This is a genomic window from Microcoleus sp. N9_B4, from assembly GCF_036701635.1.
Taxonomy (GTDB): Bacteria; Cyanobacteriota; Cyanobacteriia; order Cyanobacteriales; family Microcoleaceae; genus Microcoleus.
The window spans coordinates 32952-48221 of the sequence record NZ_JAUBRC010000012.1 but is presented as its reverse complement, the minus strand read 5'-3'; the positions used below and the strand labels follow the sequence as shown (position 1 = coordinate 48221).

The 15270-nt window shown below is 45.9% G+C and carries 17 protein-coding genes and 1 pseudogene; 9 read left to right on the top strand and 9 right to left on the bottom strand.

What is annotated here, in order from left to right:
* Positions 1 to 18: 18 nt before the first annotated feature.
* Entirely contained in the window at positions 19 to 750 is a 732-nt protein-coding gene (gene rpaB, locus QUA43_RS10445; RefSeq protein ID WP_071587789.1) for a response regulator transcription factor RpaB, read from the top strand.
* A 167-nt stretch (positions 751 to 917) separates the two neighbouring features.
* Positions 918 to 1565, top strand: a complete 648-nt coding sequence (locus tag QUA43_RS10440) for a cofactor assembly of complex C subunit B (protein ID WP_333373596.1) — start codon at positions 918 to 920, stop codon at positions 1563 to 1565.
* Between the two features lie 436 nt (positions 1566 to 2001).
* On the opposite strand, the gene hpsJ-A is transcribed toward QUA43_RS10440, so the two are convergent.
* The 5 genes from hpsJ-A to rfbB all read right to left on the bottom strand — a co-directional run bounded on the left by hpsJ-A (position 2002) and on the right by rfbB (position 6231).
* Positions 2002 to 2679, bottom strand: a complete 678-nt coding sequence (gene hpsJ-A / locus QUA43_RS10435) for an HpsJ-like protein, cyanoexosortase A-associated (protein WP_333373594.1) — start codon at positions 2677 to 2679, stop codon at positions 2002 to 2004.
* A 178-nt stretch (positions 2680 to 2857) separates the two neighbouring features.
* On the bottom strand, positions 2858 to 3526 hold the full coding sequence (locus QUA43_RS10430; RefSeq protein ID WP_333373591.1) for a cyanoexosortase A system-associated protein: 669 nt from the start codon (positions 3524 to 3526) through the stop codon (positions 2858 to 2860).
* Complete coding sequence (gene crtA, locus QUA43_RS10425; protein ID WP_333373588.1) at positions 3526 to 4377, bottom strand: cyanoexosortase A; 852 nt, start codon at positions 4375 to 4377, stop codon at positions 3526 to 3528. Before crtA ends, QUA43_RS10430 begins: the two co-directional genes overlap by 1 nt.
* Before the next feature lie 175 nt (positions 4378 to 4552).
* On the bottom strand, positions 4553 to 4882 hold the full coding sequence (locus tag QUA43_RS10420; protein WP_333373585.1) for a helix-turn-helix domain-containing protein: 330 nt from the start codon (positions 4880 to 4882) through the stop codon (positions 4553 to 4555).
* A gap of 242 nt (positions 4883 to 5124) precedes the next feature.
* Complete coding sequence (gene rfbB / locus QUA43_RS10415; RefSeq protein WP_333373582.1) at positions 5125 to 6231, bottom strand: dTDP-glucose 4,6-dehydratase; 1107 nt, start codon at positions 6229 to 6231, stop codon at positions 5125 to 5127.
* Positions 6232 to 6588: 357 nt separating this feature from the next.
* Here rfbB and QUA43_RS10410 point away from each other — a divergent pair, with 357 nt between their 5' ends.
* The 3 genes from QUA43_RS10410 to QUA43_RS10400 all read left to right on the top strand — a co-directional run bounded on the left by QUA43_RS10410 (position 6589) and on the right by QUA43_RS10400 (position 9382).
* The gene (locus QUA43_RS10410; protein ID WP_333373580.1) at positions 6589 to 7080 is read left to right on the top strand and encodes a hypothetical protein; all 492 of its coding nucleotides are present in this window, start codon (positions 6589 to 6591) and stop codon (positions 7078 to 7080) included.
* A 699-nt stretch (positions 7081 to 7779) separates the two neighbouring features.
* The gene (locus QUA43_RS10405; RefSeq protein ID WP_333373577.1) at positions 7780 to 8385 is read left to right on the top strand and encodes a DUF1517 domain-containing protein; all 606 of its coding nucleotides are present in this window, start codon (positions 7780 to 7782) and stop codon (positions 8383 to 8385) included.
* 115 nt (positions 8386 to 8500) lie between these two features.
* Complete coding sequence (locus QUA43_RS10400; protein ID WP_333373800.1) at positions 8501 to 9382, top strand: hypothetical protein; 882 nt, start codon at positions 8501 to 8503, stop codon at positions 9380 to 9382.
* A 167-nt stretch (positions 9383 to 9549) separates the two neighbouring features.
* Here the strand turns inward: QUA43_RS10400 and QUA43_RS10395 are convergent, their stop codons facing one another.
* From QUA43_RS10395 to QUA43_RS10380, 4 genes are all read right to left on the bottom strand, one after another.
* The gene (locus tag QUA43_RS10395) at positions 9550 to 9642 is read right to left on the bottom strand and encodes a type II toxin-antitoxin system HigB family toxin (protein WP_332954803.1); all 93 of its coding nucleotides are present in this window, start codon (positions 9640 to 9642) and stop codon (positions 9550 to 9552) included.
* 114 nt (positions 9643 to 9756) lie between these two features.
* Positions 9757 to 10554: a uracil-DNA glycosylase family protein gene (locus QUA43_RS10390; RefSeq protein WP_333373575.1), complete on the bottom strand. Its 798-nt coding sequence runs from the start codon at positions 10552 to 10554 to the stop codon at positions 9757 to 9759.
* Positions 10536 to 10826 carry a type II toxin-antitoxin system RelE/ParE family toxin gene (locus tag QUA43_RS10385; RefSeq protein ID WP_333200387.1) on the bottom strand — a complete coding sequence of 97 codons (291 nt, stop codon included), beginning with the start codon at positions 10824 to 10826 and terminating at the stop codon, positions 10536 to 10538. Before QUA43_RS10385 ends, QUA43_RS10390 begins: the two co-directional genes overlap by 19 nt.
* Positions 10823 to 11053: an addiction module protein gene (locus QUA43_RS10380; RefSeq protein ID WP_332954782.1), complete on the bottom strand. Its 231-nt coding sequence runs from the start codon at positions 11051 to 11053 to the stop codon at positions 10823 to 10825. The genes QUA43_RS10385 and QUA43_RS10380 overlap by 4 nt, the downstream gene beginning before the upstream one ends.
* 201 nt (positions 11054 to 11254) lie before the next feature.
* On the opposite strand from QUA43_RS10380, the gene QUA43_RS10375 reads away from it, so the two are divergent.
* The 4 genes and pseudogenes from QUA43_RS10375 (at position 11255) to QUA43_RS10360 (ending at position 15193) form a co-directional block, all read left to right on the top strand.
* Entirely contained in the window at positions 11255 to 12097 is an 843-nt protein-coding gene (locus QUA43_RS10375) for a Uma2 family endonuclease (RefSeq protein WP_333373572.1), read from the top strand.
* Between the two features lie 12 nt (positions 12098 to 12109).
* Entirely contained in the window at positions 12110 to 12829 is a 720-nt protein-coding gene (locus tag QUA43_RS10370; RefSeq protein ID WP_445301960.1) for a DUF3370 family protein, read from the top strand.
* Between the two features lie 526 nt (positions 12830 to 13355).
* Positions 13356 to 14081 (top strand): annotated as a pseudogene (locus QUA43_RS10365) (DUF3370 family protein); the annotation flags it as partial.
* 77 nt (positions 14082 to 14158) lie between these two features.
* Complete coding sequence (locus tag QUA43_RS10360; protein ID WP_333373570.1) at positions 14159 to 15193, top strand: S-layer homology domain-containing protein; 1035 nt, start codon at positions 14159 to 14161, stop codon at positions 15191 to 15193.
* Positions 15194 to 15270: the final 77 nt, after the last annotated feature.

Here is a 15270-nt window from a genome sequence, read left to right as displayed (position 1 = left end):
TAAGGAGTGCTCGGTAACTTGGAAAACCATAAAGAAAAAATTCTGGTAGTTGATGACGAAGCCAGTATCCGCCGCATTCTGGAGACTCGCCTTTCCATGATTGGCTACGATGTCGTCACCGCTGCTGACGGCGAAGAAGCTCTCGAAACATTTCGCAACACCGAACCCGACTTAGTGGTTTTGGACGTGATGATGCCGAAGCTAGACGGTTACGGCGTCTGTCAGGAGTTGCGTAAAGAGTCAGACGTGCCTATCATCATGCTAACTGCTTTGGGAGACGTAGCCGATCGCATCACCGGTTTAGAATTGGGCGCCGACGATTACGTCGTCAAACCTTTCTCTCCCAAAGAACTCGAAGCCCGCATCCGTTCGGTACTGCGCCGGGTTGACAAAAACGGCGCATCGGGCATTCCTAGTTCCGGAGTCATCCACGTCACCAATATTAGGATTGACACCAACAAGCGCCAAGTTTACAAAGGCGACGAACGAATTCGGCTCACGGGCATGGAATTCAGCTTGTTAGAACTGCTTGTCAGCCGTTCTGGAGAGCCTTTTTCGCGATCGGAAATTTTGCAGGAAGTGTGGGGATACACGCCAGAACGCCACGTAGACACCCGCGTAGTGGACGTTCACATCTCGCGGCTTAGGGCAAAGTTGGAAGACGACCCCAGCAATCCCGAATTAATTCTCACCGCCCGCGGCACCGGCTATCTCTTCCAGCGAATTGTCGAAATTGGAGAAGTAGGATAAAGTCAGTTGGCAGTTGGCAGTTGGCATTAGTTAAATTACCAACTACCAATTACCAATGACTAATGACTAATGACTGTTGACTGTTGACTGTTGACTGTTGACTAATGACTAATGACTAATGACTAATGACTAATGACTAATGACTAATGACTAATGACTAATGACTAATGACTAAATCTGATCCCAATAAAGTTTTGCGGCAATTGCCCTTAGTTGCAGGAGGGTTAGCAGGTACGCTGCTAATGGTAAACCGCTTGCTGACAGAGCAAATCACAGATTCTCAAGCTCGATCGGACGCTTTGGGAGTAATTATCAGCGCTTTGCTGATTTTAACAGGTTTGCTGTGGCAGCAGGTGCAAGCGCGATCGCCCGATTCCGTAAAACTTATCGGCGAAGAAGGTTTTGAATTTGCGCCGGATTTGCCGGAGGCTGTGAAAATAGAATTAGCCTGGGCGTCGCGTTTGCTGTTGACAAATACCGCCACAAGGTCGATCGTAATTGTGTATCAGGGAAAAGTCCTATTGCGGCGCGGCATTTTAGGCATCAATCCCGAAGTCAAACCAGGGCCGATTTTGCAGCGAGTGCTCGACAAAAACAAACCAATTTATTTAGTAAATCTCAATATTTATCCCGGCAAAATTGAATTTGACTATTTGCCAGAAAATACCCAAGGAGTCATCTGTCAACCTATCGGCAGCCAAGGCGTTTTAATCTTAGGTGCTAACGCGCCCCGCAGCTATACAAAACAAGATGAAAACTGGGTTGAAGGCATTGCCGACAAACTAGAAAATACCATCAATCGATTTGAGATTTGAGATTTTAGATTTGAGATTGTGGATTGTGGATTTGAGATTGCGGATTAGATTTTAGATTGTGGATTTTAGATTAGGGATTGTGGATTAGGGATTGTGGATTGTGGATTTGAGATTGTGGATTTGAGATTTGAGATTTGAGATTGTGGATTGCACAATGCCAGCCCTGTCAAGGTGCGATCGTCTTCGAGGGCTGCGCTAACGACCGATTTGCCTTATTCTAGGTGTTGGCTATCGGCAATAAACAAGATTTATTACCGATATCTTTTAAAAAGAAGAAGAGCGAGTCCCCCAATGAAATTTCGACAGTTTGAGGGTCTTCTTCACCACTCCTGAGCCGGCTGCGTGAACAAGGCGCATCTTAGTGCTCAACCACGCTCTACGGGTGCGCTAGGCGTACCTTACTAGCTCAAAACTCTCAACTCAAAACTCAAAACTACTACCGAGCCCAGTCAGTACCGCGCCACAGGGTAAAAAACAAAACACTAGAAATCAGCGCGCCCAGCAGCCACTTAATAGCATTTTTAAATAACCCCAAGCGCTGACTAGACTGAACCGCAGCACTTTGCGTCTGTAACCGTTCCTTAGCCGGAGTAATTCTCGAAAGAATTTGCTCTTTCAATTGCTGTGGGTTTTGCGTATCCGCTTGTACCCCCAAACGGGTAAGTTCGCCCGCCAAAGTTCTTAAATCTTCAGGAGTACCCTTATTCAGCCGTTCTTCCACCTGCTGCAACTGAGCTAATTGTTGGTTTGCTTGAGTAGTAATTTGCTGGTTATTTTGATTGTTGACGTAGATAGCGCCAAAAATTCCTAAAGGTAGCATCAACAGAAAAACCAGAGCCAGCAGCAGACACACCCAAGACAAAACCTTTAAAAAAACGTCTTCCAAACGTCTGCGATCGTACCCTTCTCCAAAAAATATCAGCGCCATTGCCAGTAAAGGAACTGGCACCCGTTCCACTACAGCCCCAATCGTTTGCAATTCCCAGACGCGATTGCCAAAATTTGCTGGGATCAGAACTGCGATCGCATCTAATACAGACAGAATTAATAGACCGTAGCCAATCCAACGTAGTCTGTAGATAGAAAAACCTTGTTCGCCTTGTAAGTCATTCATAAAATAATCAGAGTTGTTGTTAAGAAAAATCTCTCTTGACCCCGCCCAAGAACGGATACAAGTCCCCGACAACAGTCGTGAAGAGTCAAAAATTTTAGACTCATGTTCAAGCTTCCAGATTCACCTGTGGAGTAAATCTAAAATCTAAAATCTCAAAGCTAAAATCGACTGACTCGACTCAAGGATCGGGAAATCGCGGCTGCCACCACCCATACCAAGAAACCCAAGCATTCTCTAGAATTTTTTTGGCATTTTCTGGAGTTGTTTTATCCAAAGGCACAGACATCTGAGTCCACAAACAGCGTCGGTCTTGAATATTTCCCCTACCCAACAACCAAAACAGAATACGGTTTGGCTGCCAATCGCGAGTATTTCGATTATATCTAAACTGTTGGGAAGTTACTGTAGCACCGCCATTAGGATTGATACACGAACTCAAATACAGTCGATTTTGCTGTTGCAAAATTCCGTGAAACCCCGCGCCTTGAGTGTTTGCCAATGCTAGTTTACCAGGAGACGACTTGAGAATAGTATGTCCTTTCATCATACCTTCCACATCCCCAATGGTGTTTACTGCATAGCGCATCTCTATTTCTAGAGCCATGCTATTTTTTTGATATTCATATTTCCTGGCAGCTTTGAATTCTGAATTTTCCTTAATTTCCAGAAGCGCGCTCTTGTTTAGTTTCCAATCGGCTAGAGGCACCGACTCGGGAAACTCAAACGGGGCTGCCAGATTATTGTTAGCCGATGGATAGAAAACCAATTTTCCAGCAACCAACAAAACCCCTCCCAAAGTCACAGCCAACAGGGAAAGCCTAAGTGATTTCCAAGAGGTAATAGCCATTAGCAATTCTGTCCTTCCTGATTTGGGGGTTGGTCTTTCAAAATTGCAAACCAGCAGAATAACCCGAAAATAAATACAGCAATCATCGAAAATATTACCGAACCATTTCCTTCGTGCCAGTATTTAAATGCTTCGGGTTGAGATAGCGATACCAGCACGGCCAGGAGACCAACTCGCGCGGCATTCACTACAAATGCAGTAATTATTGCCACGAATGGCAATACCATTTTCTGACCCCTAGTGGTAGGAAACATCAGTAAGAAAACCAGAGCTAGTCCTAATAATTGTAGCATCGCATTTACGCCGGAACAGCCGTGATTCACTTCCACGCTGCCCTTTTCCAGGATTAGAAAAACCCCTTTCCGCACCACTTCAAATCCTAGATAGTGCAGGATGAAAGCTGAAAATTTAGCTGTTAATTTGGGGACATCAACGAATACTCCGATTAATCCGGGAGGAATAGCTGTATAGCCAAGAATTAGAAGTTCCTGCCAATATTGTTTCAGTCCTTTTGTTCCAGAAGCCAGCAATGCGAGACTGATTCCAGACAAAAAAGGCGTTGCTCGAATAAAAAAGTCGTATCCAGATATCGACGAACTTTTGAGCAATATTAAAGCAATTAACGATGAACCAAATAAGCTGGCTAAAATTCCGCTTTCAAAAGTTAAGGATTCGTGCCTTTCCCAAATGAGAAATGCTACGACTCCCCAAAACAGTAACATTGTGCCGAACAGGTCAGTGTCGTTTGTTCGGGAAGTCAGAGTTAGGTGTAGGGCAATCAAACCGGAGGCGATGCCTAACAGCCAGTATTTAGGTTCTTGGACGTGCTTGAGCCAGTTGATTTCGGTCATTGCTACTTTGTATTTTTCCGAAAAGCTTCTAAAATGCTTAATCTTGTAACTCTATTCAAATTATCAGCTACAAACACTTGAATTTAGGCGTTTGTGATGATTTTTCACTAAATATTCACAAAGATTGACAAGAGCAAATATGTGTGATATTACCTTCACCTAACTAAATCTGAAGTTAGGTGCAAAGACCAAACAAAACAGGTTTTTTAACTGCTTTCCCCGAACGATATCGACTAAAAGCATCTTTTAAGTCAATCAAAGCGTTTTGATAAACTCGGCTAGACAACTGGTTCATCCAAGCAAATTCAGACGTTTTCTTGACGTGATTGGTGAGAACTTTCTTGACTTCGTTGAGTACCTTCGAGTCGGTAAATTTCCCCTCACTGTACATTTGAGTCCGCAGGCTCAACCCAAAATTGAAAACTACGCGCCGGAATCCTGCGTGTTTTGCCATCAACGTCGCTTCCTTGTTATTTAATTTTAGCGCCCGCTTGACAGCAAACATGAAACTTCCTCTCGGTGATTAACTGTGAATAAGTTTAGCAAAGTATTTGGCACTTAAGTTTTGCTCTGATCGATGATCGCACTCAACTAAAAATTTTCCTTTCTCTAACCCGGTTTCTGCGCCTGGAGTTTAAATGTAAAGCTTGAAGGCAAGACAGAAACCTTTCTGGGACGCACTCTTGAGCTGGCAAACCAATTTTTTACTGGTTCTGGTTTTTGGTAGCCCGTGCGTCCAGGAGTAGATTAGTTAGAGTAGACTTTCCGGTAGTAAGTTTGATATTCCTCCGAAAGCAGGGGTTCCCACCAATCCCGATGGGCTAAGTACCATTCTACAGTCTGTCGCAAACCTTCTTCAACGGTTACTGAGGGAGTCCAACCTAATTCTGTTTTAATTTTGGTGGCATCAATAGCATAACGCCGATCGTGCCCGGCTCTGTCTTTGACAAATGCGATCAATTGTTCGCAAGGACGGGCTGGTAAATCAGAAGCTAATTCGTCCATTAGCTGACACAGCATTTTTACTAAATCGAGATTTTTTACCTCGTTGTTGCCGCCAACATTGTAGGTTTCCCCAGGCTGACCGCGGTGAATAACGGCATCTAAAGCGCGGCAGTGGTCGAGAACGTAGAGCCAATCTCGCACGTTTTGACCGTCGCCGTAAACTGGCAGCGGTTTGCCCAATAACATATTGATGCACATTAATGGAATGAGCTTTTCTGGGAAGTGATAGGGGCCGTAATTGTTGGAACAGTTGGTGATAATTGTCGGGACGCCGTAGGTGTGGAAATAGGCGCGGGCGAGGTGGTCGCTGCCAGCTTTGGAGGCTGAGTAGGGACTGTTGGGCGAGTAGGCGGTTGTTTCTGTGAAGGCTGGGTCATCGGGGCCGAGACTGCCGTAAACTTCGTCGGTAGAAACGTGGAGGAAGCGCATTTGTGCTTTGAGAGATGCCTCATCAATTGCTTCAAAATGCTTGCGGAAGGCTTCTAAAAGTGTGAAGGTTCCGACAACGTTTGTTTGAACAAAGGCGGCAGGCCCGATAATTGACCTGTCAACGTGGGATTCTGCGGCAAAGTGCGCGACTGTGGTGATGTTTTCTTCTTTGAGCAAGGTATCGACTAAGGTACGATCGCAAATATCCCCCTGCACAAACCGAAAATTTTCGCCTCCTTCCAAAGTTGCCAGGGTTTGTCGGTTTCCGGCGTAGGTTAAAGCGTCGAGTACGACTACTCGATCGCCCGGATAGCTTTTGCACCAGTGATGCACAAAATTCGAGCCGATAAATCCAGCCCCGCCCGTCACCAACAATCGGCGAGGGGCTCGCTCAATGCCTTGAGTCGCGTTGTCTGTCATAAAAATAAGAGTTATTCCAATAACTAAGCCTTTACAAAAGTAGCCTTAAAAGTAGTTTGTCACCAAGTGTTTGCCGCTCTGTAACTAAATTTTCTACTGTCTCCCCTCAGATTTTCTAATTTGGGCGCGATCGCAGTATTGGTTCACAAAACTTGAAGTTCTACAGATCTTTCAGCCCAAATGCTTACTCTGTAAGCATTTCAGATATTTAAGCGGGCTATTTTAAATTTGAATTGTGTGAGGCTATAGCTGACTTGTGCGATCGATCCGCGATATGGGCGGCGCGCAGAGTTGATAGATTTGTAAAGAGCTGTTACCATTAATTTTTTAATTATCCTTTACAATCTCCAGAACATCATGAAGAAGTTTCAAGTGTTAGCTGGCATTGCTTCCGTCGTCGCGATCGCAAGCAGCATCGCCATAGGTGACGCTGCATCTGCTTTCCCCTGTTCCTACAGCAAATCTGGCGCGGCTAAATCTGGTTCTGCGACAACGATCCTAGGTTCCGGCGGCTCGGAGCGCATGAATCCGTGGAAATCCTACAAAACAGCAGCTCTCGGTTTCCTAGGTTTGGCTGGAGTTTTGGGTGGCGGAGCGGCCTACATGAGCTACCGCGCCGGCAAGCGCGCCTCTGCTGCTTGCGCTGCGATGACCGATAATTTTGAAGTTTTTGAAGAGTCGATCGATCCGATCGCAGATCTAGGTGTAGCTGAGTCAGCAGATGCGGTTTTGACCGTTCGCGAACACCCAGAAGCTCCGGGCGGCGAGCTGGATTTGCCAGTTTCGCCAGTTGCCGAGTTGAGTTCTGAAATTGCGATCGAACAAGTCCAAAGCGCGATCGTCAAATAGTTATCTCAAACCAACGTATTCGCTTAGCGCACCTCCAATCTTGCAAGATTGGAGGTTTTTTGAGTGGAAATTATCTACCGTACAATTTCTTGTCCTGGCGATCGCGAAGCACTGCAAACAATAGACAGATGAATCGATAGCACACAATAAGCTGTTGCGGCATTGAAATTGTATGTCAAAAAAAATTAAAGTCTTGTGGGGAGTAGGGGTTGGGCGTCCCGCCCGCCCTGAATATACAATTTAAATGCGCGACAGCTTATCATATTCCGGCTAAGCAAACGAGCGTTGAATTAATAGTAATTTAACTGACATCTTGTACCATTTTCAATAAGCTTTTTATGGGCGGGCAGGATGCCCAACCCCTACTCCCCACAAAAAATTGCACTTGTTGTGGAACAGGCATCTTGCCTGTTAAGCGAGAATGATGCAAGATGTGAGTTAAAAAACTCTTGCTACAATCCTCAATCTCATACGAATTATTAAAAGTCCCCGCTCTCTGTCAGGACAGGGCAGTACCGTTTTCCTACTGTATTTGATCTGATTGAAAACTGCTATAAAATTAGATGAGTCAAAGCGAGACAGTACGCTGCGGAGGCGATCGCTCAAAATGCCCTCGATATCAATCTGAGGTTAGACGGCAAGAGTGCAAATCGCCTGCTATCGTTGGAAATATGGCCCTACAGATTACAACTATAGGTTATGAATGCTTGGCGCGATCGATTCAATCAATTTACAGGTAAAACTAGATTGGCAGTTTGCCGGGTGTTCGTTCACCTAACAGGCGAAGAAGTTGCACCGCTGTTAGGAGTTCTCAACCGCACGGCCAGAGAAGCAATTGATGCCGATGGCGACCTAGCAGTTTTAGGAGAAGGTCTTGTAGAAATTTGCAATCACCTATTGCAGTACGACAACTACTGGCAATCAGCCGCCAATGAAGGCGATGTTTTTTGGAATGAAGGCGAAGCCGGCGATTATGTGGATGAACTTTTCACTGATTCAGCCGATCGCTATCTCAGCGAGCCTCAATACAGTACATCTGTTTACGATAAAAATTCCCCCTTGTCTTTGCCTGTAACTAGAAATGTGGTGGTGATGCTGACAGTTGCGTATGAAGGCGAAGTTCCAGCCCTAGAAACTGACCTTGCTGACATCAGCGCGCTGAAAGTCGGTTTAAAAGCCCTGATTAATTTACATTACCAAGAAAGGCTCCGAGCTGTGCAAGTTCACTTTTCTCCCGCACAGTTGGGAGACGAACTTACCAACGACCAAGTGTTGGTAAATTTCCCCGAACTTATTCCCCTTTAAGGAAGGAGTTATTAGTTATTAGTTATTAGTTATTAGTTATTAGTTATTTGCTACCAATGCGCGACGCCCGATGCCCAATGCCCGATGCCCGATGCCCAATTCCCAATTACTATTTATGATGCTGCGAAGACTGACAATTTATTTAATGGCTTTAACTTTTTTATGGACGGCAACCGCCTGCGGTTCTCCTAGCAGACAAACTTCGACAAATCCTGCTGGAAATCCAAATATTAACACAGTGCGTCCTGCACCAAATAATAACTTGACTCAAGGTCAATATTCTGTACAGCAAGCTACCTACGACGATGCGGATGGTGAATACAGTTTGATGTTGCTGAATACTCCCGCCGGCAGTCCCCCAGTTTACCGCACTAGGGATTTGCAAATGGCTCGCTTAACAAATGAAGAAATATCGGCAGGCAAGAAAAGTTATCTAAATTTGGATAACAATCAAGCGGTTTTGCATTTGACAGAAGATTTTAAAATTGAGTACGTTCACAACGTTACCGAAACTGTTCCTAATCCTCAAACCGGTCAGCCACAAACCGTAGTAGTGCGGCAGCAATCTGGCTTCTGGGCACCGTTTGCTGGAGCTGTTGCCGGTCAGGCGATCGGCAGTTTGTTATTTAGACCGCAATATTATATGCCGCCAGTCTATCAGCCGGGAATAATGACAGGATATGGCGGCTATGGCAATACTTACGGCCAAGCTGTTAACCAATATCAAACTCGCTACCGAACTCCGCCTCCAGAGGTGAGAAACCGTCAAGTTTTAAGGACGACCGGCCGCTTGCGATCGCCCACATATAACCAGCCAGTAAGACCCTCAGCACGGCCAAATGGCAATCGATCTACCGGTTCGGGTTACGGTGGCAGCACTTTGAGGCGATCGCCACAGCCACGTCAAAATCAAAACAAGCGGCAGCCGAGTTTTGGTAGCGGCAGAAATTCTCGTCAACCGAGTCGGAGTCGATCTTTCGGGGGGAGAAGACGGTAAGAATGTAGGGTGCGTCGCCCTCGAATATCTGCGCCTTAGTGGGAAGTTTCCCGCAGCGACACACCCTACAACTACAACTGCATTAAACAGTAACTCGATCTCTCGAAGGGCTTCCTGATAGTCAGTTTCATTTCTAATTGAGCGCAATTCCATACATTCACCTCTGTTTAGACTATTTTTGCATCTACTTTGTCATACTCAGCATGAGTGCCAATAAATCGGATGAAAATAATACCAAGGTCATAGCGAATTGCCACAATCAGCCGATACTTCTATCATAACGCGATCGCATCTTGCTCACTAGAAGGTAAGGTTTTCAATCGGGCGATCGCTCGTTGAAGTAATTTTGACCATGTGCATCACTGACCATTTTTTCACGGATGCAAAGATGCACGTAACTTTTCAATATCATCATCCTCAAAGCACTTGGAAAAAGAACGATAGCTGTGGGCATTTGGATGTGGAAGGAAAGCAAAAAATCTTTCATGGCTCCCTATCTTTATTGCCTCAGACACTGAGATTTTTTCAGGGATATTGAATTGACTTTGAATGGCTTTCCTTGCACCTACTCCCAGCACCACAATTACTTTTGCCCCTGCCAGTTCTAAAGTTCTCAACAAATAGGCTTCAACACATTTATTTTGCGCTCGTTCTACGCCAATTTCCTTATGGGATTTACAATGCACTATTTCGGTAAGTGCATAATCAATTCCTGGAACCACATCCCGTTCAAATAACTCCATAGCACGTTGCCGGACTGCTGCCCAGAACTTAACAGCATGGCTATATGTCCCGTCCATTAGTAAGGATTTCGTACCATTGACGATCCATTCCTTGCGTCCCCCTCCAAAACGATAACTGAAGTAATCTTCCATATCATCGTCTGACCAAGACCAATTTGGGTAGTTTTCACCAGCGCCAATTGATGGATTTGAACTCAGAAAAAGAATAGGAGCTTTCTCTATATGTCCACTCCAAGGCTCAGGTACTTGAAAATCGTCTAAATTGAGCGACTTTTGATAATTAACAATTTCGCTACATGGATGTTCAGCAGCAGGATTTTCTCGACAGAACCGTGCATGGGGGCAATGAGCAATTTCATATAGCAGAGTTATCTCAGACATTTTAAATGTTGGATTGCTGAATGTTTCAATTATTTGCGGCTTTTCCAATACCCAGGCTCTCGACTGCAATGCGTTACTGCGAGGATCAAAATGTAGTCTTGCTCGATCGTGTAAAGGATGCTATAGGGAAATTTCCGCGTCAAACATCGGCGAACATCTTCATCAACTATAGCCCAGCGAGTCGGAGATTCCCTAATTCGATACACAGCATCCTCAATAGCATTAATGAACATCTGTGCTACTTCAGAACGTTGTTCTGCATAGTATTGGACAGCTTCAGAATATTCAGCAAGTGCTTCAGGATGAAATACATATCTCATGGATCGAGCAACAGCCTCACTTGAGCTAACGCTTCATCCCCCGGAATTGCTTGCACAGCACCACTTCGGATCTCGTTACGTCGTCTATGAGCCTCAGTTGTCCAAGCTGCCTGAATTATTGGGTCGATATCTAATTCTAAACTTTCTGCGAGTTTTTCTGCCAAAAGTGCTCTTGATTCTCTAGGCAAAGATAAAAGCTCTTCTGTCAGTTGTTCAATTGACCGCATAGCTCGTCGCCAAATGCTTAATTACGATCGTAATGTAACAGACTTTAGACAAATAGAAGGTCATTGAGCCGGGGTTGATGTGCTTCGCGATCGCGGTGCGGTGATCAAACAGTGAGCGACCAACAGTATAAAGCCTCTCAATCAGCGATCGCTATGCTCTAATTAATAAAGCATCTGTCCTTTTACCATCGGATAGCTGACATGACCCAAAGCCTCAACCCCACAACATTACCCCCCGCTTTTCCAGATCACACGCAACTCCCAGACTCCGACGGCACGTTTGTGAAAAACTTCCAAGAACATCCCCAGAGTATCCTACTCACCGACTCCCTGGAAACTACGCTGCAAACCCTCCACCCCGACGGACAATATGCGATCGGGCAAGATTGTGGTATTTACTGGCGCGAAACCGACCCTCCAGAAAAGGGAGCCGAAGCACCTGACTGGTTCTACGTTCCCAACGTTCCGCCCCTAATAGATGGGGAAATTCGCCGCTCTTACGTGATTTGGCGCGAGTATATTGTGCCATTGATTGCGATCGAATTTGCTAGTGGTAATGGCTCTGAAGAACGAAACAATACTCCCTTATCTCGCTTACCAGAAGGTGTCAACCAGAAACCCGGAAAGTTTTGGGTATACGAGCAGATTATTCACATTCCTTACTATGCGATATACATCATTAAAACCAGCGAATTGGAAGTCTATAACTGGGTGAATACTCGTTATCGCCGTTTGCAACCGAACGATCGCGGACATTATCCGATCGACCTGATGGGAGTAGAGTTAGGTGTGTGGGAAGGTAGCTATCAAAATCAGCATCAGCGATGGTTGCGTTGGTGGGATAATGAGGGTAATTTGTTGTTAACTGGTAGCGAACAAGCTAGACTCGAACGCCTCCATACCGAACAGGAACGCCAAAGGGCCGATCGCGCAGAACAAACCCAACGGGATGCGATTCCCCAACTGCTAGCAATGGGTTTAACTGTAGAGCAAGTGGCGATTGCGCTGTCGCTGTCGGTGGAAGATGTGCAGAGATTGGGTTGACAGTTAACTTTGATGATTCAGAAACAAAATCTATTTTCTCGAATTGCTGGTATTTCTACGATCGCCCTTTGTGCCGCCACCGGATTATTTTTAGTTAAAAAACCCGTACAATCTATCCCCGCAAAACCAGCACCAGAGGAAATTGTACTAGATGCCGAAGTGCGATCGCTCCCCGGAAAACTCGACAACATCCCCCTCTTCAACAGCAACAGTCCCGAATGGGTCAAAAAAGAAGGCATTTTGCTCTCAACCTTTCCCCCAGACGGCAAAAAAGTCCCCGCAGCTCACCTGAACTTTGCCTTTCAAGGGCAATTCAACCTGTTTGCTCACCACTTTTCTCACACTCCGCTGAATTTGAGAACTTTGTATATCGGCGCTTTGCTCTACAATCCCAGCTCCGAACCCGTGACGGTGGAAGTGTTACAAGCAGCCAGTTACCTGATGGAACCAGACGCGCCGTTTAAACAAAAACCAGCGCTAAGTGAGAGTCCCAACGGCGAAGTATATTCCGGCCCTGGAATTCGCGCTGTCGATAACGTTTTGCGGGGAATGCGGCAGCCGGATTTTCCCGAAAAACTGCTCATTGCACCGGGAGAAACCGCATTGTTGATGAATCGCCCTATTCCCGTGCGGGGTCTGGAAAAGCCGATAAATGGCCGTTCTACCTTTGTGCGGCTCAAAAGTAGCGGCAAGGTTTATCAAAAATTTGGGTTGAAAACCCTGTCCTTCTAGGACAGCTTTAATTTCTTAAAACTTTTTTCAAAAAGTCCCGTAAGTTCCGATATCTGGGGTATAGAGCCTTTCTCAGTAACATGAGGTACCCGACGTGCATAGGGAGGGCATAGGCCTCCGTGGGCATAGGGCATACCTCACTTTCTTGAGAACCGCTATAGTATAAAAGTCAAGGTCAAATTCCTTTGCCATCGTGAAACAGGACATGAGACACACTTTTAGGCATAAACCGGGGGACGCAGAGCAGCGAAAACTCTTTAAACAGCTAGAGGCTGAATTCAGTAAGCCTTAAACCAGTCAAAACAAACTATTTTTAGGATTGTTAAGTAGGGTAGGGCATACCCAAACTCTAGATAAGTATTCTAGTACGCTTTTGGAGACAGACCCGCTGGGGTGGCTGCGAATCAGGCTCGTTAATTGGTAGGATTCTACGGTTGAAAAGTCGGAGTATTGCCGAAAGGACGCAACACTTAAAGGTTAGTCGCTGAATTAAGAATCCCTGCACCTTTAGGTCGGGGAGTGTCAAGCCGCTACTTTGGCAATGTATGCACCTCAAAATGCTGATGGGGGCGAGCGCGCGCCAACTCTGGAAGAATGGCAGCAATTGCTGAATAATGGCGGTTTGGCAGGCCCCCGCGACAAAACCCCGACTCCCCCCGACGCGACTTCGGGAAGCCTGATTTACGGCCGCGTGGCAGGGGTGCAGCAAGGTTCTGGATGGGAAGCGGAATTAGTCGATCGCGATGCTAAAAATCTGGCAATTCCCCAGACTGGAAAAGCGATATCCTATGCGATCTCTACCTTGCGCGGGGGCACTTTAGGAACCCAACAAGTGCAATCCGGAAAAATGCTGGCGCGCTATCCCGACACCGCTTACGAAGCCCACGGCAATTACGGCGTACACTACAATCTGATTTTGCCGCTGCATAACACGGCACAGAAACCGCAAACAATAGCGGTGAGTTTGGAAACGCCTTTAAAAGAAGATAAACTCTCAAAAAATGGCTTGCGGTTTCGCCAACCTCCCCTAGATTTTCCTTATTTTCGAGGTACTGTGCGGCTGCGCTACCAAGATGATGGAGGTTACGATGTAACTCGCTACTTGCATTTATGGCAGCGTGTCGGTCAAGTTGTGGAACCGATGGTAAAGTTGAGGTTGGCTGTGGGAGAAACGCGATCGATAAAAGTTGATTTTATTTATCCTCCCGATTCCACGCCGCCGCAAGTATTGACAGTGAGAACTTTGGAATAGTTGATTTATTTATTTCAGTCACCCCCAGACCCAAAAAATATGTGATTTAATTTCTACATTGGTCTGTAGGTGACAATATGTCTTCTTCACAACCCCCGTCAGGGGAAAGAAATCCTCTAGGATTGGATGAATTGATTGCTATCTTGGTTGCCTTCGGCACGATGGGAGCAATTTTATTTTGGGTAACAGGTAAAAATCCCGATCGATTGAATGCCAGAAATTGGCAATTTCCAGCCGTTTTCTCTCAGCCTGCTGTTACGCCCGCGACTCCGGGAATATTAACGCCAGAATCGCCAAGTTCGGATTTGCGATCGCCCGCTACAACCCCCGTTCCGTCAAAACCGGATGTCGCACCTGTGGCACCTTTAGGGCCGATTTTACCGGAAAATCCTCCGGTGGGTGTAATCGTTGTTCCTCCCCAGCCAATTGCGCGATCGACTCCCAATCCAGCAATTACCCAACCGAAAGCCGATAAACCCAAAGCCGATAAACCCAAAGTTGGGCCTGTTATATTATCCGATGTTCCAGACAAATATTGGGCGCGTCCGTTCATTGTCGCTTTAGTCGATCGGAAAATTTTTGCTGATTCCACCGACAGCAAATTTCGTCCCGACGAACCGATGACGCGAGCCGAACTAGCGCGCTTGATTCAGCGAATGTCCGACGACAAAAAGCCGATCCGAAAACCGATTGATTTTAAAGACGTAAAAGACAAGAACTCTGCCGCTATTGCGATCGACCACACCGTCACAACTGGATATCTTAAAGGATACCCAAACAATGAGTTCCGTCCCGAAAAACAGATTCCGCGTGTCGAAGTCATCGCCGCTTTAGCCAGCGGTTTGAGCCTGAAACCATCAACAAAAGCAACCAAAACTTTACAAGTTTATACAGACAGGGCAAAAGTGCCAAAATGGGCAGTTAACAAAGTAGCATCAGCCACAGAAGCTGGCATTGTTGTCAACCACCCGAAGCGCACACTTTTGCAGCCTAATAGAACAGCAACTCGCGCTGAAGTAGCAGCCATGATTTACCAAGCTATGGCCAAAAAAGGTCAAGTACCTGCTAAGTCTTCAGAGTATGTTGTGAAGCCTTTAAAGTTGCCCAAGTAATATTTTAGGGGGGTTGCTCTGAGCAACGCCCCACAATAACATTTAATCACTCTTGTGTGTAGTCAGGACTGAAGCCT

Coding starts and splice junctions, on each gene's coding strand:
- QUA43_RS10440 (WP_333373596.1), top strand. CDS start 918: ATGACTAAATCTGATCCCAATAAAGTTTTGCGGCAATTGCCCTTAGTT.
- hpsJ-A (WP_333373594.1), bottom strand. CDS start 2,679: ATGAATGACTTACAAGGCGAACAAGGTTTTTCTATCTACAGACTACGT.
- QUA43_RS10430 (WP_333373591.1), bottom strand. CDS start 3,526: ATGGCTATTACCTCTTGGAAATCACTTAGGCTTTCCCTGTTGGCTGTG.
- crtA (WP_333373588.1), bottom strand. CDS start 4,377: ATGACCGAAATCAACTGGCTCAAGCACGTCCAAGAACCTAAATACTGG.
- QUA43_RS10420 (WP_333373585.1), bottom strand. CDS start 4,882: ATGTTTGCTGTCAAGCGGGCGCTAAAATTAAATAACAAGGAAGCGACG.
- rfbB (WP_333373582.1), bottom strand. CDS start 6,231: ATGACAGACAACGCGACTCAAGGCATTGAGCGAGCCCCTCGCCGATTG.
- QUA43_RS10410 (WP_333373580.1), top strand. CDS start 6,589: ATGAAGAAGTTTCAAGTGTTAGCTGGCATTGCTTCCGTCGTCGCGATC.
- QUA43_RS10405 (WP_333373577.1), top strand. CDS start 7,780: ATGAATGCTTGGCGCGATCGATTCAATCAATTTACAGGTAAAACTAGA.
- QUA43_RS10400 (WP_333373800.1), top strand. CDS start 8,501: ATGATGCTGCGAAGACTGACAATTTATTTAATGGCTTTAACTTTTTTA.
- QUA43_RS10385 (WP_333200387.1), bottom strand. CDS start 10,826: ATGAGATATGTATTTCATCCTGAAGCACTTGCTGAATATTCTGAAGCT.
- QUA43_RS10380 (WP_332954782.1), bottom strand. CDS start 11,053: ATGCGGTCAATTGAACAACTGACAGAAGAGCTTTTATCTTTGCCTAGA.
- QUA43_RS10375 (WP_333373572.1), top strand. CDS start 11,255: ATGACCCAAAGCCTCAACCCCACAACATTACCCCCCGCTTTTCCAGAT.
- QUA43_RS10370 (WP_445301960.1), top strand. CDS start 12,110: ATGATTCAGAAACAAAATCTATTTTCTCGAATTGCTGGTATTTCTACG.
- QUA43_RS10360 (WP_333373570.1), top strand. CDS start 14,159: ATGTCTTCTTCACAACCCCCGTCAGGGGAAAGAAATCCTCTAGGATTG.